The organism is Nocardiopsis oceanisediminis (genome assembly GCF_048595525.1).
In the GTDB taxonomy this organism is placed as follows: Bacteria; Actinomycetota; Actinomycetes; order Streptosporangiales; family Streptosporangiaceae; genus Nocardiopsis_A; species Nocardiopsis_A oceanisediminis.
The window spans coordinates 3,987,263-4,008,566 of the sequence record NZ_JAFMZJ010000001.1; the positions used below are offsets into that span (position 1 = coordinate 3,987,263).

The window sequence follows — 21,304 nt, forward strand, 5'->3', positions numbered from 1 at the left end:
TCCGGGGACGGGCTTCCGTTCCGCTCCTACCGGCCCTGCGGCCCGCCCCTCATGCGCTCGGCGGGCGACCGGCCTCCCATGCGGCCGCGAAGAAGTCCCTTGCGAATTCGTAGAGGGCACCCGGGAACGGAGCCCTTATGCAGGGAGAATCCCGGCCGTGCTCCTCTTCCTGGTAGAAGGTTATGAAGGCGGTCCGGTCGGTGAGGACGATCCGGAACATATTGGGAAGTTCATAGAAGCGGATCTGCACATCCCCCTGCTCCTCCCCGAGTTCGGTGAGGTAATGGGCGTTGGTCCGCACCTGCTCCGCCAGCATCCCCTCGTAGAGCCCGGGGTCCGATCGGCGCACGGCGGATTCCCTGCGGTACAGCCAGGAGCCCCGGCCTCCGTCAGGGTCGGGGAGGAGGAAGCGCACGCTCTCCAAACGGCCGCCCTGCCAGGCCCGGGCGAGCGTTCCGCGGGTGAACTCGCTCCCGCGCCCGGCCGCCACCTTCAACCAGCGGGCGCATGACACCTCCTCCACCACATCGGCCTCGGCCTCCCTCTGGTGCGGGTAGAAGCGGTCGATCCCGACCCCGACGGCCCTGGCGAGCAGGCGCACCCCGACCCTCCGCACATGGCGGGAGAGCATCCAGGTCGCGGCGACGGCGACCAGCGAGGCCATAAGGGAACTCAGAACTCCGACGATGAAAGACGCCACGTCGACCCCTCGGTCTGAAGCGAGGCCGCGGACCGCCCGCCTCTGCGAGGGAGGGGCCCGCGGCGGGTCCGGTTCCGCGCGGGAGGCGGGTCAGAGGAGGTAGGGGATGAGCCCTCGCACGGCCGAGGCCGCGTTCCGCGCCGCCGCCGCGTGGTGGCCGTCGGCCTTCCGCCGGTCGGCGTGGTCGCTGATCCCGCGCACGACCACCCAGCCCGGTGTCCGGCCGGACCCCACCGAGTTCTCCTGGCAGAACTGGCTGAGCCCGCCGGCCTCCATGTCGACCGCGAGGACCTTGTCGTTGTAACCGTGCAGGAAGCGCCGGTTCTCGTTCCCCGCATCCGCGATCACGGCGTCCCCCGAGCCGATGGGCCCGTGGTGCGCCTTGAACCCGCTCTCCCGGTCTTCCCCGGCGAGCGAGGAGGAGAGGAGCGCGGGTTCGCCGTGCTCGGTGAAGAACGCGTTGACCGAGTGCAGGACATCGGCCGGGGCCTCTCTCTCCTCTCCCCGGTGGCGCGTTCCTTGCGCGGTCTCCTTGCGCAGGTCGTAGTAGACGACCCTGGTCGCGACGACGACGTCTCCGAGTCCGACACCGCCGTGCACGCCGCCGCCGATCCCGACCAGGGCCAGCAGGGCCGGGTCGTAGTGGCCGCGCAGGTTCCCCAGCGCCCCCATGCAGGCGCGCTGCCCCTGCCCGATCGTCTGCACCGCCACGACCCTGGCCGGCCTTCCGCCGGCCGGGACCTCCCCGGTGTAGAAGAACGGCCGGCGCGGCCCCTCCTCGTCGCGCTTCAATCCGAGCGCCCTGATCAGTTGGGCGGTCTCTTCACTGAGCACGGTCACGATCCCGATGTCCCACCCTTCTCGGGGCATCTGGAGGGACGGCTGCTCGCTGCTCTCCGGGAGGCGGCCGCCGACGTTCACCGTCGCCCCGTCTCCGACGGCCGAGTTGGTGACGTTTCCGGAACCGTAATTGACCACACCGCTGTTGCCGACGATGCGCTTCACCGCGCTCAGTCCTTCCTCTTCTCGTCCCCGCCAGGGCTCTGCTCGCCCTGCCCGGAGTTGACCTGGGCGTTCCGACCGGACGCATAATTGGTCTGGTTGTTGTCCCCCATGTTGAACACGCCTTTGTTGATGATCCGGACGGCGGCTTCGGAGAATTCAGAGGTGTCGACCCCCTTCTCCTCCAGGAAATCCTCGACGGTGGAGACGATGCGCTGCTCGACCACCTTGGTCCGGGCGAACACCGCCTCCTGATCCCCTTTGCCGACGTCCCGCCATTCCTGGGCCGCCTCCTCTCGCGCGCTGAAGCGGGTTCCGACCGCGATCCAGCGGACCGGGCGCAGAGTGCGGTCCCTCTGCGCCCAGAGCGCGGCCGCGATCGTGAAAGGGAGCTCGGCCAGACGTACGACCCGCCATGCCCCGGTGAAGAGTTCGGCGACCCCCTTGACCGCGGACCACAGGACCGCGGCCTTACCGACCTCCGCGTAGGAGTCGATCCGATGGAAGGCCTTGGGCGTCCGCCCGAGGGCGCAGGCGGAGAAGCCGATGCTGAGCGCCCTTCCCTCGACGGTCACCGCGACCAACGCCGTGGTGAACAGCTCCCCGCCCTCAGTGGGGACCGTCACCTCCAGGTAGTGGCGGACCGGCCCCCGGGGCCTGTCGATGACCGCGCCGAAGTCCTCCTCCCCCGGCCCCGTCAGGACCAGGCGCCGATCCGCGGAGGCGTCGATCTCGGACACGCAGAGCCGATCGGAGACCTTGAGTCCTTCCAGCCGGACGGCCTCGGCGTCGTCCTCCAGGCTCCGGAACGCCTGTTTCAGGTGGTCGACCAGCTCGTGCGCGGCGAAAGGGGGGTGCTCGTACTCCCGCCGACGATGCTGCTTCCCCTCGTCCTCTTCGCGGAGCAGGGGAACGGTCAGCGGCGAAGGCCAGTAATGTGCGAGCTCACCGCATCCGGTGAAGAGCGCCATCTCCTCCCGGTTCTTCAACACGTCCAGCACTTCGTCGCCGGCCTTGCGCTCCCAGCGCCGGTAGACCGCGCAGTGGTGCCGCTGCTGCTCGCCGACGGCCTTCTCCCGCGGGAGCAGCCGCCCGGGCCTGAGCCCCTCCCCGGCGTGTACCCGGTTGATCAGAAGCTGCCGTACCGTTCCGACCAGCAGGCCCGCCCCCGCCAGCACCCCCAGGAGCGTTCCCAGGGCGCCGAGGGCATCTCCCGGCCGCTGGTCGGCGGCGACGCAGGCCGTCAAGAGCACCCCGGCGATACCGAAAGCGCCGATGCGGATCGCGCGGAGCTGGCGTTTCCTCTTCTCGTAGTCGAGATACCTGCCGGACCTGGTGCCCTCCTCTCGTTCCAGCCAGTCCTCGGCCGTTCGATCGACGTGCAGCCGCAGGGTGTCGTAGCCGGTGAGGACGGTCAGCCGGAGCAGTACCCCCGCCGCGAGCACGCAGCCCGCCATGATGGCGGCGAGGACCTGGCCGAGGAGTACCGCGCAGAGCAGGACGGCCGGGACGCAGGCCAGTAGCGCGTTCTCCAGCGCCCAGGCGTACCAGGCGTGCCTGACGACCGGGACCAGGTCGAATCCGTACGACGGGGCCACGCGCCGGTAGGGCGCGTTGTGGACCCTGCGAATGATCCGGTCCCGAAAGCGCCGGTGGAAGTAGACACCGGCGCACATGTGCCGCGTGGCCGCCGTGCCCCTGTCCGCCGTCCGGGCCTTCTGCCGCTCTGGCAGAACGTGGGTCTCGCCCATGTGCTCCCCTTGATGGACACACTTAAGGTCGAAGTGACCGTAAGCCGGAGGATAGCTTCTAGTCAAGATGACCTTTAGGAGGTGGCCATGGGCGGTCAAGCCGATCGCAGAGCAGAGCACGAGCAGGCCGCGGTCACCGTCGACCTGGTGATCCTCACGATCCGCAGCGACGAACTGCACGTGCTGCTGATCGAGCGGGGGAAGGAGCCCTTCGCCGGGATGCCGGCCCTTCCCGGTGGCTACGTGCGGATCGGTGAGCCGCTGGACGACGCCGCCCGGCGCGAGCTGGTCGAGGAGACCGGCGTGGACGACCACCGGCTCCACCTGGAGCAGCTCCGCTCCTACGGGGATCCGCAGCGCGACCCGCGCGGCAGGGTGGTGACCGTCGCCTACCTGGCCCTCCGGCCGGACCTCCCCGTCCCCAAGGCCGGCACGGACGCCAGCGCCGCGGCATGGATCCCGGTCGAGGAGGCGCTCGCCGAAGCGGATTCACTCGCCTTCGACCACGGGCTGATCCTGCAGGACGCGCTGGAGAAGGCCCGGACCAAGCTGGAGTACACCACCGTCGCGACGGCGTTCTGCGTGGAGCCGTTCACCGTGAGCGAGCTGCGCCGGGTGTACGAAGCCGTGTGGGGCGTCGCTCTCGATCCGAGCAACTTCCGCCGGAAGGTGACCCGGGCCGAGGACTTCCTCGAGGCCACCGGCGAACGGCGGACACTCGACACGGGGCGGCCGGCCGCGCTCTACCGGAGGGGAGGGGCCGAGCTGCTGGCCCCTCCCCTGCACCGGCCCGAGCACGCGTCGAGGGGGCGGCTCCCCGCGTTCTGACCTTTCTCCCGGTCAGGCCGCAGCGGCCAGGCCGGCCAGGGTGGCGGCGGAGATGAAGAGGGTCGCGGCGCCGCCGAGGAGGAGGGGGCGGCCGCCGGTGCGGGCGAGGGTGGGCAGGTGGACGCCGGTGCCCATGGCGAACAGGCCGGCGGAGAGCAGCACGGTCTGCAGCACGGCGCCGGCCTCCAGGAGCGGGGCGGGGAGCAGGCCGCTGCCGCCGAGGGCCGCGGCGGCGAGGAAGCCGACGACGAAGAGGGGGACCAGGGGCGGGCGGCGGCCGGAGGCCGGGGCCGTGCCGCGGGTGCGGGTCCACAGGCCGAGGGCGACGATGAGCGGGGCGAGCAGCACCACCCGGGTGAGCTTGACGATGACGGCGGCGGCCAGGGCGGCGGAGCCGACCGCACCGGCCGCGGCGACGACCTGGCCGACCTCGTGCACGCTGGCGCCGATCCACATGCCGGTCAGGTCCGGGCCGAGGCCGAGCAGGCCGGCCAGCGCGGGCAGCAGCGGCACCGCGACCGTGCCGTACACGGTGACCAGGGCGACCGCGGCGGCGACGTCGTCATCGTCGCCGCCGACCGTGTCGTTGACCGCCGCCACCGCCGACGCACCGCAGACCGACACCCCGGCGGCGATGAGCAGCCGCCGCCGCGGACCGATCCCCAGCACCCGGCCCAGGGCCGCGGTCGCGACGAAGGTCGCCGCCAGCGCTCCGGCGACGACCAGCAGCACCGGCCACCCCAGGGCCAGCACGTCGGGCAGGGAGAGGCTCAGGCCGAGCAGCACGATGCCGGCCCGCATCGGCGTCCGGGTCGCCGCCTTCAGCCCCGGCCGGGCCGCCTGCGGCAGCAGCCCGGTGTTGGCCAGCACCGCTCCGAGCAGCAGCGCGACGATGAGGGCTCCGGCGGCGGGCAGCAGGGCGTGCACCGCCATGGCGGCCGCGACGCCCGCGGCGGCCACCCCGAGCCCGGGCAGCAGCGGGACCAGCCGGCGCGGAAGGAGGCGCACCGCGGCGCCGCGGGTCCGCGGGCCGGGAACTCCTGGCGAATCGGTCTTCTGGGTCATGTCCACCACACTTCCGGCGTCCGTGCCGCTCCGGTAGGGAGCGGTTCCGGGGCGGGTCATGCGGTGACTGCATGGCCGCCGCCCGCCGGGGCGAGGGCCGGGACCGCTCACCCGGAGCCCGGGCCCGGGCCGGGCGGGGCGGGCGGGCCGGACGGGAACGCACACCCGCACCCGACCCGGGCACGCCCCTCCCCGCACGCCCGGGAGGCGCACCGCCCCGGCACCCCGCACCGGCGGACGATCCCAGCGGAGACGCAGGCTCGAGCGCCCCGCCCCCCGCGCCCGGCCCGCCGCGGGGAGGCGCTCCGCCCCGAGGCGCGCACGGGCGGACGGGACCACCGGCACCGGGGCCGGCCGGACGGGAACGCACGCCGCCCCTCGGTCCGGACGCCCGCCGGGACCCGCCGGGCGGGCGTATCATCCCCGGGTCGGGGCGCACGGGGCGCTCCGCCGAGCGGAGCGGACGCGGTCGCGGGGAAGGGGGCGGTGTGGGGTCCTCCTGGCCCGATCTCGCCAGTCTGGAGCTGTTCCTGCTGGTGGTGGAGGAGGGCAGCATCGGCAAGGCCGCGGCGCGGACCGGGCTCACCCAGGCGGCGGCGAGCCGGCGGCTGGACACCCTGGAGCGGGACCTGGGGGTGCCGCTGCTGGTGCGCGGCGCGGGCGGGTCCCGGCCGACCGCGCAGGGGCGGACCGTCGCCGACTGGTCGCAGGCGGTGCTGTCCGCCGCGCGCGACCTCACCGGGGGCGTGGCGGCGCTGCGCCGCGAGCGCAGCGCGACGCTGCGGCTGGCCGCCAGCATGACCGTGGCCGAGTACCTGGTCCCGGGCTGGCTGGCGCGGCTGCGCGAGCACTCCCCGGAGGTGGAGGTCGCGCTGGAGGTGCTCAACTCCGAGGGCGTCGCCGAGCGGGTCCGCGGCGGCGCGGCCGACCTGGGGTTCGTGGAGTGCCTGGACCCGCCGCCCGGCCTGGGGTCGCTGCTGGTCCGGCACGACCGGCTGGTCGCGGTCGCCGCCCCCGGCCACCCGTGGACCCGGCGCCGGCCGCCGCTGCCCGTGCGCACCCTGGCCGGGACGCCGCTGGTCACCCGGGAGCCCGGATCGGGGACCCGGACCACCCTGGAGCACGCGCTCCGCCGCTCCCTGGGCACCGGCCCGGCGCCGCCCGCGCTGGAGCTGCCGTCCAACGCCGCGGTGAAGGTGGCGGTGCAGAGCGGCGCCGCCCCCGCGGTGCTCAGCGAGCTCGCCGTCGCCGCGGAGCTGGCCGACGGCCGGCTCCGCGAGGTCCCGGTCGCCGGCATCGACCTGCGCCGCCCGCTGCGCGCCGTGCACCGCCCGCGCTCCCGCCCCTCCCCGCCGGTCCAGGCGCTCACCCGGATCGCCGCCGAACGGCTCTGATCCGCCCCGGGGGCCGGGCCTCCCCTCCGGCGGCGGTCCGGGCCGGCGCCGGCGCCCATCCGCCTCGGCGGTACGGGGTCCGGGTCTCGGTGAGGCCGCCGGCGATCCGGCCGGCGCTCCCGGTTCCTCCACCGCTTTCCGGGATCTTCCGGGATCGCGGAAGGACGCGGCCGAAGCAGGCCCGGGGCGGTTCCGCACGCGCCTCGGCGGTAGGGGCCGGCGCGGGCTCCGCAGGCCGCGGCGGCGGCGCCTCCGGTGCCTCCGCCGCCTCCCGAGACCGCAGAGGGGACCGGCCGGGGCGTCCTCCCCCTCCCGTGCCGGCGGCGGCTCGGCCCCGCCGGGGCCGGCGCGGAAGGAGGCGGGGGGCGAGGGGCGTCCGGCGCCGGGATCCCCTGCCCCGCCGGGGATCTAGAATTCCGGGACCTGTCTCCGACGAACGATGGGACCCCCCGATGACCGACTCCTCCGGCGCCGCGCGGCGGCCGGTGATCGACAGCAGCGTGCCGCACTCCGCCCGGGTCTGGAACCACTGGCTGGGCGGCCGGGACAACTACGCGGTGGACCGGGAGGTCGGCGACCGCCTGAAGGAGATCGTGCCCGAGGCGGTGGTCAGCGCCCGCGCCGACCGCGAGTTCCTCGCGCGGTCCGTGCGGCACCTGGTGGAGCGGGAGGGGGTGCGGCAGTTCCTGGACGTGGGGACCGGGCTGCCCACAGCGGACAACACCCACGAGGTCGCGCAGGCCGCGGACCCCTCGTGCCGGGTCGTCTACGTGGACAACGACCCGCTGGTGCTGGTGCACGCCCGAGCGCTGCTGGTCGGCACCGGGGAGGGCGCCACCGACTACGTCCACGCCGACGTGCACGAGCCCGAGGCGGTCCTGGAGGCGGCGCTGCGCACACTCGACCCCGGCCAGCCGACCGCGGTGGTGCTGTCCAGCGTGCTCAACTACGTGATCGGCGACGAGGAGGCGGCGCGCATCGTCGAGGCGCTGATGGGCGCCTTCCCTGCCGGCAGCCACCTCGTCGTCGGCCACCCCGCCTCCGACGTCGTCCCGGAGCGGATGGCCGAGCTGCTCCGGGTCTGGAACGAGGCCAACCCGCACCCGATGCGCACCCGGAGCCGCGCCGAGGTCGAGCGCCTCTTCGCCGGCCTGGAGCTGCTCGACCCGGGGGTCGTGCACGCCCCCGACTGGCGGCCGGAGCCCGGCACGCTCTCCCCCGAGGGCCCCGTCCCGCACCTGGTCGCCGTCGGCCGCAAGCCCTGAGATCGTTGACGGGAAAGGCCGCGAGCGCAGAAGAACCCCCCGCCCCTCCCCCTTCCCCCCGACGATCTCGGAGTTGCGGGGCTGTCAGAGCCCTCTGATGGCCCCGCAACTCCAAGATCATCGCCCGGGGCGGGCTTCTCCCGGCAACGATCTGAGGGGCGCCCGCCCCGGTCCGTTAGCACGGATCCGGCCGTTCCGGGCGGCGGGGCCGGCCCGGCCCCGCAGAATGTTCCTGCGGCCGGCCGACGGGCGCTCGGGCGGAGGGGCGCGGCCCCCGCCGGCCGGGTCAGCCCCCGGCGGGGGCCCGCTTCCAGATGCGGCGGGCCGCGGCGATCCGGTGCGGCCCCTCCGCGGCCTCGGCTGCGGCCAGGGCGGCCAGGGTGGCCGCGGCGGAGGCCCGGTCCCCGGAGGAGGCGGCCAGCCGGCTGCCGTGCCGGCCGAGGAAGTCCACCGCGGCGACGCCGTCCTGGTGGTCGCCGAGGGCCTGCTGCAGCTCGGCGGCCCACGTGCGCAGCCGGGCCGCGCGGGCGCCCAGGTACGGCTCGGCCAGGGTCGCGGTGTAGCGCAGCCGCTTGGCGGACTTGCGCACCCGGTGCCAGGCGGCGTCGCGCCGCTCATCCGGCCCGGTGGACGCCTCCTCCGCCCGGCGGCGGTCCCTGCGCAGCCGGGCGCGGGCCCCGCCGAGCAGGTCGCCGAGGACGTCGGCGGCGGGCTCTCCGGCGCGCTCGCCCGGCGGCGGGTCGTCGAGCAGCCGCTCCAGGGCGTCGAGCAGCGCCGCGTGGCCGGGGCCGTCGACCGCCCGCACGGCGGCCTGCTCGGCGGCGCGGTGCCGCCGGTCGACGGCCTCCAGCCAGTCCGAGCGGAGCCGGGTCCCGGCCAGGCGGTCCGGCAGCGCGTCCAGCCGGGAGGCGAAGCGCTCGCGCAGCACCTCCAGGTCGCGCGCCTCCCCCAGCGCCGAGGCGAGCGCCCGCAGGTCTTCGAGGGGGCCCCGGACCGCCGCCCGGTCCACGGCGCCGGGCAGGCCGCCCAGGACCGCGCGCAGCCGCCGGGTGCACACCCGCATCCGGTGCACCGAGTCGTACTCGCCGGTGCGCACCCGCGGCCCCAGGTCGACCATCTGCTCCAGCTGGTCGTGCAGGTAACCGAGGACCGCGTCGGCGGCGGTGCCGCCGGAAGGGCGCGGCCGGGGGCCCGGCACCCGGCCGCCGAGCAGGGTGAGGAGTTTGGATCCGGTCGCCGAGGGGGCGGCCCCGGCGCTGAGCAGCCGGTCGGCGGCCCGCTCCGCGAGCCGCCGGTCCCCCGCTCCGAGCTCGACCTCCACCTCGCGCCACTCCCGCCGCTCGGCCGGTCCGGCCAGGACCTCCCCGGTGACCCGGTCGTCGGCGACCAGCGCGAGCACGGTGCCGTCCGCGGCGCGCAGCGCGTACTCGGTGCGCCGGGTGGTGATCCGCGCGACGGGCTCCAGCGGCGCCCCGCGCGAGGCGGAGGAGGCCAGTCGGGACAGCCGCGCCGGCACGCGCCGGGAGTGCGTTCCCGGGGGTGCGGTGAACTCGCGCTTGGCGCCGCGCTCCCAGGGGATCTTCAGGTGCCATCCGGCGTCGCCGCCGCCGAGCCGGCGGCGCAGGGTGATGCCGCGGGCGGCGAGCCGCAGGCCGCCGGTGTCGAAGTAGGTGGCGCCGAGCCGGTGCCGGCGCGCCTCGATACCGCCGGGGGCCAGGTCTGCCAGGTCCGGGAGGGTGAAGCCGGCGCCGGCGGCGAAGGTGCTCTCGACTTCGAGGTGGTCGTGGTGCGCGCCGGGGCGGGCGGCCGTCCCGCCGTTCGCGGATCCGGTCGCCGCGGGCCCTTTCGGCTGCTCGGCCATGGTCGGCTCCCACCGGGTCCCGTCCCCGGGCCGGTAATTCTAGTCGCCCTCCGCGGCCTGTCGGCCCGGCCGGAGGCGGCACCGGGCCGTTCCCGGCGCTCACCGGGTCCGGCCGCGGCCGGGCGGACCGCCGGGCGGGCGCTTCGGGGGCGACGCCCGCGCCACCGGGGCGGGCCCCGCGAGGCGCGGGGGCCGGGGTGCGGGCCGGCCGGCTCCGCACCGCCGGCGGCGCCCCCGGGGCCCGACCGGAACCGGCCCCGCGCCCACAGGCCGCGGCCGCTCCGGCGCGAAGGGGCACCGAGGCGGGCCCTTGCACCGCGCCGCGGGTTTCTGCCACCATCCACGCATGCTCAACGACTCCCAGTGGAAGGGCGCCCGCGCCTTCAGCCGGTGACCGGGCGGAACGGGCCCGCAGGCCCGACCCCGGATCTGCCGCTGCTCCGGTCGGCCGTCCGCGTCCGCGATGAATGGCTGCGGCACGCGCTGTGCACCGACCCCGCCGACCGGCCCACCGCCGAACAGGCCGTCTCCGAGCTGTACGCGCTCATCGGCGCGGATCCGCCCCGGTTCAGCTGGGTGGACTCCCCGTGCGCGGTGCTCGGCTCCGATTCCCCGATACCCGACCCGCGGGCGGCCCGCTGGCCGCGGGCGCTCCCCCGCTCCCCCGGAGGGGCCGACCGGCCGGTCTCGGCCCGGCTGGCCGAGCTGGAGTTCGCGCTCCACGTCCGCATGGCCGACCTGGTCAGGCGGCAGACGGACCGCCTGTCCCGGGCGACGATGCGGGAGGTGGCGGCCGCCCGGTCCCGGCCGCCGGAGGAGGGGCTGCGGCTCGGCGTCCCGCTACCGCAGATGCTCGCGGTCACCGTGGAGGAGCCGCTGCACGGCTCGGTCCAGGACGCGCTCCGGGCACCGCTGATCAGCGCGTTCTCGGCCGCGGCGACCGGGCTCCGGCACGGCCTGACCTGGTTCGGCCAGCACGACGCGCACCGCTTCGGCTGCTATGAGGCCCGGCTCCGGGCGGGGCCGGCCGGCCTCCCCCGGGAGCTGGAGCGCGTCCGCCGCCCGCTGGCCGCGCTCGCCCGCTCCTGCGGCTGGTGGTGGCCGGGCGACGAGGTGTGCGTCATCGCCGAGCGCCCGGCGGCCGTGCACACCGAGCCGCTCCCCTCCGACCCGCACGGCGGCGTGCGGCTGCACCGCGCCGACGGCCCCGCCGTGCTCTACCGCGACGGCTGGGGCGTGCACGCCGTGCACGGCACCGCGGTGCCGGCGTGGGTGGTGCACGCCCCGGACGCCGCGCGGATCGACGCCGAGCCCAACGTGGAGGTGCGCCGCACCGCCATCGAGCGGATCGGCTGGGGCGCCTACATCGACCAGGCCGGCTTCCGCCTGGTCTCCTCGGCGCCCGACCCCGGCAACCCCGGCTCCGAGCTGCGGCTGTACGACCGGGCCGGGGAGGCCCGGGAGCCGCGGACCCGGGTGCTGCTGGCGGTGAACGGCTCGGTGGAGCGGGACGGCCGGCGCCGCCGGTACGGCCTGGACGTCCCGGCCCGCTTCGACGACCCGGTCGCGGCGGCCGGGTGGACCTACGGCCTGCCCGGCGAGGTCTACGCCCGGCTGGTCCGCCGCACCTGACCGGCCGGGGCCCGGCCGGACCGGGGGCGGATCCGCCCGCCCCGCCGCCCGGGACCCCGGCCCCGCGGCGCGCCTCCGCGCGCCCTTCCCGATACCGACGAGAACGGAAAAGGTGATCGCCACATGCCCACCACGCTCGCCGACCTCACCGCCCGCACCGGCCTGGACGTCCTCGACCACCTGGAGCGCCAGGTGTCGGTCCCGGTCATCGACGGCCTGCAGGCCCAGGGCGACCTGATCGCCGTCCCCGCCGGCCTGGTCCCCGGCCTGTCCCTGCCCGGTCCCGGCTTCCTGTGGGACGAGGTTCCCCCCGAGGGCCGGGAGCTGCTGCGCAGCGCCTCCGGCGGGAACCCGCACACCCTGATCGCCGACGGCGGCACCTGCCTGTGGTCGACCTACGTCGGCGACCCGGAGAACCTCGCCCTGGGCGCGGTGCGCACCACCCGGCCCGCCTACCTGCTCCACCCCGAGCACGGCGGGACCGGCCTCGCCCCCGGCACCTACCTGATCCGCCGCCAGCGGGAGGGCGGCGAGGCCCCGGCCCGGTGGCACCGCGCCGGCCGGCCCCGGTCCGTCTTCCACCGGCTGGTCGCGGACTGAGCCGCCCCTGAACGGGCGCGGCACCGGCGGGCGCGAGGACGGACGCGCCCGGCCCGGTGCCGCGCCTTCCCCTCTGCTCCCCGGCTCTCCGGCCCGCCCCGGGCGGCGCCGGGCCCGGGGCCGCGGAGCCCGCACCGCTGCGGCGTCCGTCCGCCGCGCGGCCCCGGGCCGGCGCCCTCCCCGCCCCTTCGAAGCACCGGCGGGAAAAGCGGGGAGGGGCCGCCTCCCGGCCTCTCCCGGCGGGCGGCCCCGGCGGCCCCGCCGGGGACGCGCTCCGCGCTTCCGGTGCGGAGCAGGGGTGACGGCGACCCCCGCCCGGTCATTCAATTCCTTGATCATTATGATCGGTGACCAATGGCGGACCCCGCGGCGCGCCCCCACCGCCCCGGGTCCGCGCGCCCGGACCGCAGCACCCCCTCCCGGCCCGCCCGGGAGCCGACCCCTGGGAGCCCCGATGAACGAGTTCGCGACGGCGTCCGAGGTCGCCCTCCGCACCGAGGGCGGCGGCGGCCCTGCCGTCTTCGGCGCCGAGCTGGACCCCCGCTGGGCGGTCGGCGACAAGCTGCACGGCGGGTACCTGATGGCCGTGCTGGGCCGGGCCTCGGCCGCCGCCGGCGGGGACCACCGCGACCTGCTCTCCATGTCCGCCTCCTTCGTGCGGCCGCCGGCCCCCGGCCCGGCGCGGGTCGAGGTGGAGGTGCTGCGCGCCGGGCGCGGATCGACCCAGTCCCGCGCCCGCCTGCTCCAGGACTCCGGGGTCTGCGCCGAGGCTCTCACCGTCACCGGCCTGCTCGGTGAGGACGGGCCGCACTGGTCGCGCTCGGAGGCCGCCCGGCTGCCCGCCGAGGAGGAGTGCCCGCCCAGCCCCGCCGACGCCCCCGGCGGGTTCCGGGTCCCGCTGATGGACGTCGTCGACCAGCGGCTCGACCCGGGGACGCTCGGGTTCGCCGCCGGCGCGCCGTCGATGCGCGGCGAGATCGCCGGGTGGCAGCGGCTCGCCGACGGGTCCGACTGGGACCCGCTCTCCCTGCTGGTCGCGCTCGACATGGTCCCGCCCGTCTCCTACGACCTGGGGCTGCCCGGCTGGGCCCCGACCGTGCAGATGAGCTCCTACATCCGGCGCCGCCCCGCGCCCGGCCCGGTCCGGGTGCGGATGAACGCGACCGAGGTCGGCGGGGACCGGATGGACGTCGCCGTCTCCGCCCGGGACGCCAAGGACCGGCTGGTCGCCCAGGCCACCCAGATCGCCGCGGTGCGCACCCCGCGCTGACCGCGCGCGGCCCCGCGCCGGTCCCGCCGAGCGGGCCGGGGGCGCCCGCCCGGCCGGGTGCCCGCCGGAGCGGTCCGCCCTCCGCGGCCCCGGCCCGGAGGGGGCCGCGCCCCCTCCGCCGGACCGGGCGGCGGGGCGGTCCCGTCGACTTCCCCGCGACGGGACCGCCCCTCCCCCGCCCGGCGCCCCGCCGCCGGAGTCCCGGCCCGGACCCGCCTCTCCGCCACCGGGCCCCGAGTGCGCCCGCCCGCGGTTCCGCGCCTCCGCGGGAAAGCCCGCGCGGCGCCCCGCGATGCCGCGCCGGGTGCGCCGGTCAGGGCCGGAGCGGCCCGGCCCCGGCGGGGCGGTCAGGGGCGCCCCGCCGTGCCCGGCCGGCGTCCTCCGCTCGGGCCGGTCGAGGGCGGACCGCACCCGCTTTCCGGCGCGGGGCGCGCCCGGCCCGGGGCCCGGCGGCCGCACCCGGCCCGGGGCCGCGCCGCCTCCCCCGCCCCACGCGGCGCTCGGGCACCGGCGGCGGGGCGGCCCCGGTCTACGATGAGCAGCGGGCGGCCGCCGCAGGCGCCCAGGGCGCCCCGCCCCCTCCGGCCGGCCGCACCGACGGAGGACACGTGCGCCCTGAGCCGCTGGCAGCCGCCCCCGAACTCCCCGCCTCCACCCTCGATCTGAGCTCCGGGACCGTGGAGTACCGGCTGCGCCAGGGCGGACCGAACACGGTCGTCGTCTTCCACGGCGGCCACCTGCGCGCCGGGATCGCCCTCGGCGAGGAGGAGCTCGCCCGAGGCGGGCGGGCGGTGCTCGTCCCCTCCCGGCCGGGCTACGGGAGCACCGATCCGGCGGCGGGGCGCACCCCGGAGGCCTTCGCCGACACCGCCGCCGAGCTGTGCCGGCGGCTCGGCGTCCGCCGGGTGGCCGCCGCCGTGGGGGTGTCCGCGGGCGGGCCGACCGCGGTCGCGATGGCCGCCCGCCACCCCGATCTGGTGCGCAGGCTGCTGCTGGTGTCGGCGGTGGGGCCGCTGCCCTGGCCCGCGCCGGCGGTCCGCCGGATGGGCCGGCTCGCCTTCGCGCCGCACGTGGAGGCCGCCACCTGGGCGAGCGTGCGCGGGATGCTGCGCGCCAACCCGGTGGCCGGGCTGCGCTCCATGATGGAGGGGCTGTCCACCGAGCCCGCCGCCGACGTCGTCGACCGGCTCCCCCGGGCGCACCGGGCCGCGCTGGCCGGCCTGTTCTGCCGGATGCGGTCCGGGCGCGGCTTCCTCATCGACCTGCGGGCGCTGGAGAAGGGCGGCGGGAACGCGGCCCTGGTCGCCCAGCCGTCGCTGGTGGTCGCCTCCCGCCGGGACGGTGCGGTGCCGTTCGCGCACGCCGAGGCGCTCGCCGCGGAGCTGGGCGACGCCCGCCTGCTGGAGAGCTCCGCCGACGGCCACCTGGTCTGGTTCTCCCCGGACCGGCCGCGGATCGCCGCGGAGATCGACGCCTTCCTCAAGGGCGCCTGAACGCCCTTCCGGCCGTTTCCGGGACGGACCGGGCGGCTAGAATGCGCGGGTGCCGTACGCGACCGCTTCCGACCAGGCCAAGATCTTCTACGACGTCCGCGGGGACGGGGAGCCGCTGCTCCTGCTCAGCGGGCAGGCCAACCACCACGGCTGGTGGGAGGGGGTGCGGGGCGACTTCGACGCGGCCTTCCGCACCGTCGCGCCGGACCACCGCGGCACCGGCTCCAGCGACGCGCCCCGCGAGGCCGGGTACTCCATCGCCCGGTTCGCCGGCGACGTCGCCGCCGTCCTGGACGACCTGGGCATCGAGCGCGCGCACGTGTACGGCACGTCGATGGGGGGCAAGGTCGCGCAGCGGCTCGCCGCCGACCACCCGGACCGGGTCGGCACCCTGGTGCTGGGCTGCACCTCCCCCGGCGGCCCGAACGCGGTCGCCGCCGACCCCGGGATCGGCCGCGCGCTGGGCTCCCTGGACCGGGCCGCCGCCCGGCGCACCCTCGTCGACCTGATGTTCACCCCCGGCTGGGCGGAGCGGAACCCGGGCGCGGAGCGGGTGCTCGGCGACCCCGGCATGGCGGGGCACGCCCGCCGCGGGCACCTGGCGGCCAGCCGGAGCCACGACGCCTGGGACGACCTGCCCCGGATCTCCGCGCCCACCCTGGTGCTGCACGGAACCGGCGACGTGTTCGCCCCGGTGGGCAACGCCCTGCTGCTCGCCGAGCGCATCCCCGGCGCCCGGCTGCTCCTGCTGGAGGGCGCCCGGCACGCCTACTTCGAGGAGCACCGGGAGTCCGCGAGCGCGGCCGTCCTGGACTTCCTCCGCGAGCACCCGCTCGGCGCCTGACCCGGCGCGGCCGGCGCCGCCCCGGCCGGTACGGCGGTGCGCCCCGGCCGCTGCGCCCGGGAACGGCGCGGCGGCCGAGCGCAGCACAGGCGGCGGGGCGGGCCCGCCCCGGGGGTCCGGGCTGCGGGTCCGGACGCGGCCTCGCGGCGCCGGTGCGCCGCCCTCCCCCGGGCCGCCGGTGGGAGGCGCGCCCGCCCATGGGCGGAGGCCGCCGCCCGGTGGGGGCGCCGGATCGCTCCGCCCCGCCCTCCGGCGCCGGGGCCGCCACGGGGAAGGGGCGGACGGCGGAGCGCCTCCCCGCGCCCGCCCCCTTTCCCGCCTGCGGCCTCAGCTCCGGGTCGGGCCCATCCGGAAGACGGCGAGCCGGGTCTGGCCGGCGTTGAACCCGTCCCCGGTGGGTTCGAGCAGGGCGGCCAGCCAGCGGCCGTCCGGAGACCAGGCGAGCGCCTCGACGTAGGTGTCCAACTGCCGACCCGCGATGACCTTCTTGTCCGACATCCGCCACACGCACAGCTCGTGCGGCCGGTCCGGGTCCAGGCCCAGGTAGAGGCGCCGGGTGGCGGAGGCGACCGCCAGGTAGGCGCCGTCGGGGGACGAGGCGAGCTCGAACAGCCGCTGCGAGGCGTCGGGGACCGCGTCGGCGACCCCGGCGGTCGCCGGGTCGACGACGTAGAGGTTCTGCTGTGCGCCGAGGAACAGCCGGGTGCCGTCCGCGGAGAAGGCGTGGCACTGGATCGGGTCCCAGCGCCCGGCGTGGGAGATCCGCCGGGGCGCCTGCTTCCCCTCGACGACCAGGTCGAAGCCGCCCTCGCCCGCGTCGTTCGAGACGATCCGGTGGGCGCCGTCCCGGGACCGGCGGTGCCCCGCCTGGAAGGGCGCCTCGACCACCTCCAGGGCGTCGACGTCGAACGCCCACTGGGCGGTGGCCTCGGCCTCCTCCGGGGTGGGGTAGGTCTTGAGGGTGAGGACGTGCCGGCCCGGCACCCACATCAGCACCGGGACGATCCACCCCCCGTCCGCGTGGACGTGCGCGACCTCGCTCCAGTCCGCGGTGTCGTAGACCCAGACCCGGTTCTCGTCGCTGCACACGGCGAGGTAGCGGCCGTCGTCGGAGAACTCCACCCGGGTGAGGGACTCGTGGTCGAGGTCGCCGGAGGCGGAGGCGAACGGCTCCAGTTCGACGGCGGGGGCCGACAGGTCCGGGATGTGCGGGGCGTCCTCGGCGGTCCAGGTGTCGGCGTTGAGCCGGAACATCGTCGTCCCCCAGGCGTCGCCCGCGCGGAGCGGCTCCAGCCAGCGGCGGTCGGTGACGTGCACCCGGTAGTCGAAGGAGACCAGCAGGTCCTCGTCCTTCCAGCCGCCGTCGCGCTCGTAGTAGAAGTCGTGCAGCCGCTCCCACTGCTCCTCGGTGGGCGGGTGGTTGCGGTCCGCGGTGCGCTCGACCCGGGACACGTACCGGTGCGCGTCCTGCTCCACCCGGCCGAAGTCCAGCATGGCGCCGTTGTCCAGCAGCTCGGCCAGCGGCCCTCCCCTCCCGGAGGAGGAGAAGCCCTTGGCCGCCTCCCAGAGCAGGAAGAAGAAGAACCCGGGGTCGTCCGGCGGGGGCATGTGGTGCCGAACCTCCGTGTCGTAGTAGACCACGAAGACCCGGAAGTCGATCCGGAGCTCGTCGGGGTCGGCGGAGAGCACGCGCACGCCGTACATGTCAGTGGACATCGCAGCCTCTTCAGGGGGGCGGAAAGAACGCGCCGAATACTGCCACCGGCCCCTGACATCCCCGGGGTAAGCCAATGGTCACTTCCGCGGCGGTTCTCCGTTCCGGAGCGGCGGCATATGTTGTGCGGCATGCCCGGACCGGAACGGCCGTTCGGGCGCGAGCAGAAAGGGCCGCCCGTGAAGAAGATCGCCTACCGCGTCGCCGCCAGGCTGGGGATCGTCGACAAGGACCGCCTCACTCGCCCCTACATCTACTACTGAGGACCGGTCCGGTCTGCCCGAAGACCGGCGGCCCGCGCCCCGGCCCGGACGACGGGCGGGGCGCGGCCCTCTGCGGGGCGTCGGCGCCCCGCTCCTTCCGCCTCCCCAGGACGGTGCGATGACGTCGGCCCGCTCGGCCCCCGACCCCTCCCCCACACCTCCCCGGCCCTCGGACGAGGCGCCGCCGGGGCCGCGCGGCGGGCGCGGCACCGGGAACGCCGCCGACTTCGCCGTCGACCCGCTGGGCTTCCTCGCCCGCTGCGCCCGCGAGCACGGCGACGTCGTCTCGCTCACCCCCTCCAACGTGCTGCTGGCCCACCCGGACGACATCGGCCGGGTGCTGGTGGACCGGGGCGGCGACGTGATCAAGGTCCGCCCCGGGGAGAAGCGCCGCGGCGGGACCGGGTTCCCGCTCGCGATGATGAACAGCGAGGGCGGGGAGTGGTCGCGCAAGCGCCGCCGGCTGCGCCCCGCGTTCCGCAGCGAGCGGCTGGCCGGCCTGGACGCGGCGGCGGCCGACGCGGTCGCCCGCACCCTCGACCGGTGGGAGGACGGCTCCGTCATCGACGTGCACGCCGAGATGTCCCGGCTGGCCATGCACGTCGGCGCGGTGCACATCGCGGGCCGCCCGCTGGGCGCGGAGGCCGACGCGCTGGCCGACGCGGTCGCCGCGATCATGCGGCTCACCTCCTCCCCGGTGCGGCTGCCGTCCTGGGTCCCCAGCCCGGTCAACCTGGGCCTGCGCCGGGCGCTGCGCTCGCTGGACACCGCGCTGGAGGCGCTGATCGACGGGCACCGCCCCGACGGCGGGGCGACCGCGCTGGGCCTGCTGCTGGAGGAGCGCCCCACCGCCCCGTTCGCGGAGGTCCGCGACGAGCTGGCCACCCTGCTCATGTCGGGCTATGAGACCACCGCGGACGCGCTGACCTGGCTGGTGCACTGCCTGGGCGGCGCGCCGGAGGCCGACGGGCGGCTGGGCGAGGAGGCCCGGCGCGGCGCCGCGGACGCCGAGGGCGCGGAGGGCGGCGGCTACGTGGCGGCCGCCGCCAGGGAGGCGCTCCGGCTCTACCCGCCGGCCTGGGTGATCAGCAGGATCGCGGTCCGGCCGGTGCGGGCCGGCGGGTACCGGCTGCCCGCCGGGACGGTGATCGGGATCAGCCAGTGGGTGACCCACCGCGACGAGCGGTGGTTCCCGGAGCCGGAGGCGTTCCGCCCCGAGCGCTGGCTGGACGGCGGCGGCCCCGGCCACCGCTACGCCTACCTGCCGTTCGGCGCCGGGCCGCGGGGCTGCCTGGGGGCGTCGATGGCGGTCCGCGAGATGGAGGCGGTGGTCCGCGCGCTGCGGGCGCGGGTGCGCCTGGAGCCGGTGGAGCCGGAGAAGGTGCGGGCCCGCCCCGCGCTGGCGCTGCAGCCGCTCGGGGTGCGCGCGGTGGTCCGCGGGGAGCGGTCCGGGAAGTAGTGCGGCGGGAAGCGGCCGGAGCGATCGGGAGCGGGCCGGGCGGCGCCCGGCCCCGGAGAGGGAGGCGGCCTATGGTCGAGGTGATCGGGGCCGGTTTCGGGCGTACCGGGACGACGTCCCTGAAGCGCGCGCTGGAGCTGGTCGGGCTCGGGCCCGTCTACCACATGAAGGAGCTGTACGACCGGCCCGAGCGGCTGGAGGCGTGGCTGGCCGCGCGGGACGGCCGCGGTCCGGCCGCCGCGGCGCTGGCCGGCTACCGGGCCGCGCTGGGCTGGCCGGCCTGCGCCTTCCTGGACGACCTGCTGGACGCCCACCCGGCGGCCAAGGTGGTGCTCACCACCCGCGACCCGGACGCCTGGTACGACAGCGCGCACCGCACCCTCTACCGGAGCCGGTTCGACGAGGCGGGCGAGCCGCGCCGGCTCACCGGTGACACGGCCCGGGTGGCGGAGTTCGCCGAGGACCTGATCTGGCGCGGCACCTTCGGCGGCCGGTTCACCGACAGGGCGCGCGCCCTGTCGGTGCTGGCCGCGCACGAGCGGCGGGTGCGGGAGTCGGTCCCGGCCGGCCGGCTGCTGGTGTTCCGGGCGGAGGACGGCTGGGGGCCGCTCTGCGCCTTCCTCGGCGTCCCGGTGCCGGACGCCCCCTACCCCCGGGACAACGCCGCCGCCGGTTTCCAGGACCGGGTGCGCCGCCGCCTCTCCGGGCGGGCCCGCTGACCGGGCCCGAAAAAATCCCGGCGCCCCGGAATAGCGGGCGCCCCGCGCCCGTTGCACCCCCTGGACGATGCGGTAGAAAGTGTCCCCCGGGCTCCATTCAATGCCTTCGCGGAATACCGCGTCCGGCGCCCGCCTCCTGCAGGAGGGCGGCCGGGCGGTCTTCGGAGCCGCGTTGCGCCCCGCGCCGTGAGGCGACCGCCGCATCGCTCCGCTTTCGGGGAAGGCCCCGGCGGGCTCAGGCCCGCCGGGGCCTTTCCCATGATCCGGGACGGCGCCCGCCCTGACGGCGCGCGCCCGGGGCGGTACTCCTCCAGCGGCTCCCGCCCGCCGGCGCGCCGCTCGATGAGCGCTTCCCCGGCCGGGGAAGCGCTCCATCTCCAGGCGCCGCCGCAGCCGCTCCGCGAGCGGGCCGCACGGCCCGAAGGCGAACTCCTCCTCGGCCCCGCGCACGCACAGCACCGGGCGGTAAGCGGGTGAGAACGGTGCGCGGCTCCCGCATGGGCCCGTCCCGCAGCCACATGAGCGGGCGGGCCCGGATCCGCTCCGGTACGCCGTACACGTCGCGGAGGCTCCCGGGCGCCCCGGCCCTCCCGCTCTCGCTCCGCGCCATGGTACGCCCCTGCGGGCCGCGCAGTGCCCGGCGCCTCCGACCAGGCCTTTCCGGCCGGGCCTCCCACCCCGCGAAAATATACCCCCTGGGGGTACTTGACCCTCCACCTCGGCCCCGCCTAGGCTCTCCACATACCCACCGGGGGTATCCATTGCGAGGAAGGAGAGCACGATGCCGGAGACCACCACCACCGGAACGGACTGGCACCTCAAGGGGGAATGGTTCGACGTCTGCAGCTGCTCGCTCCCGTGCCCCTGCACCTTCGCGCAGGCGCCCACCGACGGGGACTGCCTCTTCACCCTCGCCTGGTGGATGCACGAGGGCCACTACGGCGGGACCGACCTCGGCGGGCTCGGCGTCGTCGCGGTCGGCGAGTTCCACGGCAACATGTGGGTCGGCGACCCCGACGCCGCCATGAAGCTCATGTTCTACATCGACTCCCGGGCCGACCCCGACCAGCGGCACGCCCTGGAGCGGATCTTCACCGGGAAGGAGGGCGGCTGGCCGGGCCAGTTCGGCGCGCTCATCGGCGAGCTGCGCGGCATCGAGTACCGGCCGGTCAGATTCGAGGCCGCCGACGACCTGGCGTACTGGGACGCGGAGGTCCCCGGCCGGGTGAAGGTCGGCGCGCGGGCCCTCACCGGGCCGACCGCCGACCCGTCCAAGCGCGTCCAGCTGGTCAACGCCCCCGGCGCGGAGGTCGGCCCCGGCCAGATCGCGACCTGGGGCGTGGTGACCGACGACCGCGCCCTCGGCTTCGACTTCTCCAAGTCCTACAAGGGAGGCTCCAGCAAGCACTTCTCCTTCGACTGGCGCCCCGAGTAGAGCGCGGCG

At 76.7% G+C, this 21,304-nt stretch carries 18 protein-coding genes; 12 read left to right on the plus strand and 6 right to left on the minus strand.

The window, feature by feature from the left end; genetic code table 11:
• Positions 1-49 precede the first annotated feature (49 nt).
• The 3 genes from J0910_RS17830 to J0910_RS17840 all read right to left on the minus strand — a co-directional run bounded on the left by J0910_RS17830 (position 50) and on the right by J0910_RS17840 (position 3,300).
• Complete coding sequence (locus J0910_RS17830; protein WP_420159660.1) at positions 50-700, minus strand: hypothetical protein; 651 nt, start codon at positions 698-700, stop codon at positions 50-52.
• Between the two features lie 90 nt (positions 701-790).
• Entirely contained in the window at positions 791-1,705 is a 915-nt protein-coding gene (locus J0910_RS17835) for a 5'-methylthioadenosine/S-adenosylhomocysteine nucleosidase family protein (RefSeq protein ID WP_420159661.1), read from the minus strand.
• Between the two features lie 5 nt (positions 1,706-1,710).
• Positions 1,711-3,300, minus strand: a complete 1,590-nt coding sequence (locus J0910_RS17840) for a hypothetical protein (RefSeq protein ID WP_420159662.1) — start codon at positions 3,298-3,300, stop codon at positions 1,711-1,713.
• A gap of 240 nt (positions 3,301-3,540) precedes the next feature.
• Here J0910_RS17840 and J0910_RS17845 point away from each other — a divergent pair, with 240 nt between their 5' ends.
• A complete protein-coding gene (locus J0910_RS17845; protein ID WP_420159663.1) occupies positions 3,541-4,281 on the plus strand; it encodes an NUDIX hydrolase in 741 nt (246 codons plus the stop codon).
• A gap of 12 nt (positions 4,282-4,293) precedes the next feature.
• Here the strand turns inward: J0910_RS17845 and J0910_RS17850 are convergent, their stop codons facing one another.
• Entirely contained in the window at positions 4,294-5,346 is a 1,053-nt protein-coding gene (locus J0910_RS17850; RefSeq protein WP_420159664.1) for a YeiH family protein, read from the minus strand.
• Between the two features lie 488 nt (positions 5,347-5,834).
• On the opposite strand from J0910_RS17850, the gene J0910_RS17855 reads away from it, so the two are divergent.
• Both J0910_RS17855 and J0910_RS17860 read left to right on the plus strand, forming a co-directional pair.
• A complete protein-coding gene (locus J0910_RS17855; protein ID WP_420159665.1) occupies positions 5,835-6,740 on the plus strand; it encodes a LysR family transcriptional regulator in 906 nt (301 codons plus the stop codon).
• Positions 6,741-7,192: 452 nt separating this feature from the next.
• On the plus strand, positions 7,193-8,005 hold the full coding sequence (locus J0910_RS17860) for an SAM-dependent methyltransferase (RefSeq protein ID WP_420159666.1): 813 nt from the start codon (positions 7,193-7,195) through the stop codon (positions 8,003-8,005).
• Positions 8,006-8,291: 286 nt separating this feature from the next.
• Here J0910_RS17860 and J0910_RS17865 read toward each other — a convergent pair whose 3' ends face one another.
• Positions 8,292-9,866, minus strand: a complete 1,575-nt coding sequence (locus J0910_RS17865) for a CYTH and CHAD domain-containing protein (RefSeq protein ID WP_420159667.1) — start codon at positions 9,864-9,866, stop codon at positions 8,292-8,294.
• A gap of 390 nt (positions 9,867-10,256) precedes the next feature.
• On the opposite strand from J0910_RS17865, the gene J0910_RS17870 reads away from it, so the two are divergent.
• The 5 genes from J0910_RS17870 (at position 10,257) to J0910_RS17890 (ending at position 15,705) form a co-directional block, all read left to right on the plus strand.
• Positions 10,257-11,498: a DUF6745 domain-containing protein gene (locus J0910_RS17870; protein ID WP_420159668.1), complete on the plus strand. Its 1,242-nt coding sequence runs from the start codon at positions 10,257-10,259 to the stop codon at positions 11,496-11,498.
• A gap of 123 nt (positions 11,499-11,621) precedes the next feature.
• Positions 11,622-12,098 carry a hypothetical protein gene (locus tag J0910_RS17875; protein ID WP_420159669.1) on the plus strand — a complete coding sequence of 159 codons (477 nt, stop codon included), beginning with the start codon at positions 11,622-11,624 and terminating at the stop codon, positions 12,096-12,098.
• A 454-nt stretch (positions 12,099-12,552) separates the two neighbouring features.
• Positions 12,553-13,368, plus strand: coding sequence for a thioesterase family protein (locus J0910_RS17880; RefSeq protein WP_420159670.1), 816 nt, complete (start codon positions 12,553-12,555; stop codon positions 13,366-13,368).
• Between the two features lie 608 nt (positions 13,369-13,976).
• The gene (locus tag J0910_RS17885) at positions 13,977-14,861 is read left to right on the plus strand and encodes an alpha/beta fold hydrolase (RefSeq protein ID WP_420159671.1); all 885 of its coding nucleotides are present in this window, start codon (positions 13,977-13,979) and stop codon (positions 14,859-14,861) included.
• Positions 14,862-14,910: 49 nt separating this feature from the next.
• Entirely contained in the window at positions 14,911-15,705 is a 795-nt protein-coding gene (locus J0910_RS17890) for an alpha/beta fold hydrolase (RefSeq protein ID WP_420159672.1), read from the plus strand.
• Between the two features lie 327 nt (positions 15,706-16,032).
• On the opposite strand, the gene J0910_RS17895 is transcribed toward J0910_RS17890, so the two are convergent.
• Complete coding sequence (locus tag J0910_RS17895) at positions 16,033-17,421, minus strand: WD40 repeat domain-containing protein (protein ID WP_420159673.1); 1,389 nt, start codon at positions 17,419-17,421, stop codon at positions 16,033-16,035.
• Positions 17,422-17,550: 129 nt separating this feature from the next.
• Between J0910_RS17895 and J0910_RS17900 the strand changes: the two genes are divergently transcribed.
• From J0910_RS17900 to J0910_RS17915, 4 genes are all read left to right on the plus strand, one after another.
• Positions 17,551-17,682 carry a cittilin family RiPP precursor gene (locus J0910_RS17900; protein WP_420159674.1) on the plus strand — a complete coding sequence of 44 codons (132 nt, stop codon included), beginning with the start codon at positions 17,551-17,553 and terminating at the stop codon, positions 17,680-17,682.
• A gap of 118 nt (positions 17,683-17,800) precedes the next feature.
• Positions 17,801-19,141, plus strand: a complete 1,341-nt coding sequence (locus J0910_RS17905; RefSeq protein WP_420159675.1) for a cytochrome P450 — start codon at positions 17,801-17,803, stop codon at positions 19,139-19,141.
• 71 nt (positions 19,142-19,212) lie between these two features.
• The gene (locus J0910_RS17910; RefSeq protein WP_420159676.1) at positions 19,213-19,860 is read left to right on the plus strand and encodes a sulfotransferase family protein; all 648 of its coding nucleotides are present in this window, start codon (positions 19,213-19,215) and stop codon (positions 19,858-19,860) included.
• Between the two features lie 781 nt (positions 19,861-20,641).
• Positions 20,642-21,295, plus strand: coding sequence for a DUF1326 domain-containing protein (locus tag J0910_RS17915; protein WP_420159677.1), 654 nt, complete (start codon positions 20,642-20,644; stop codon positions 21,293-21,295).
• Positions 21,296-21,304: the final 9 nt, after the last annotated feature.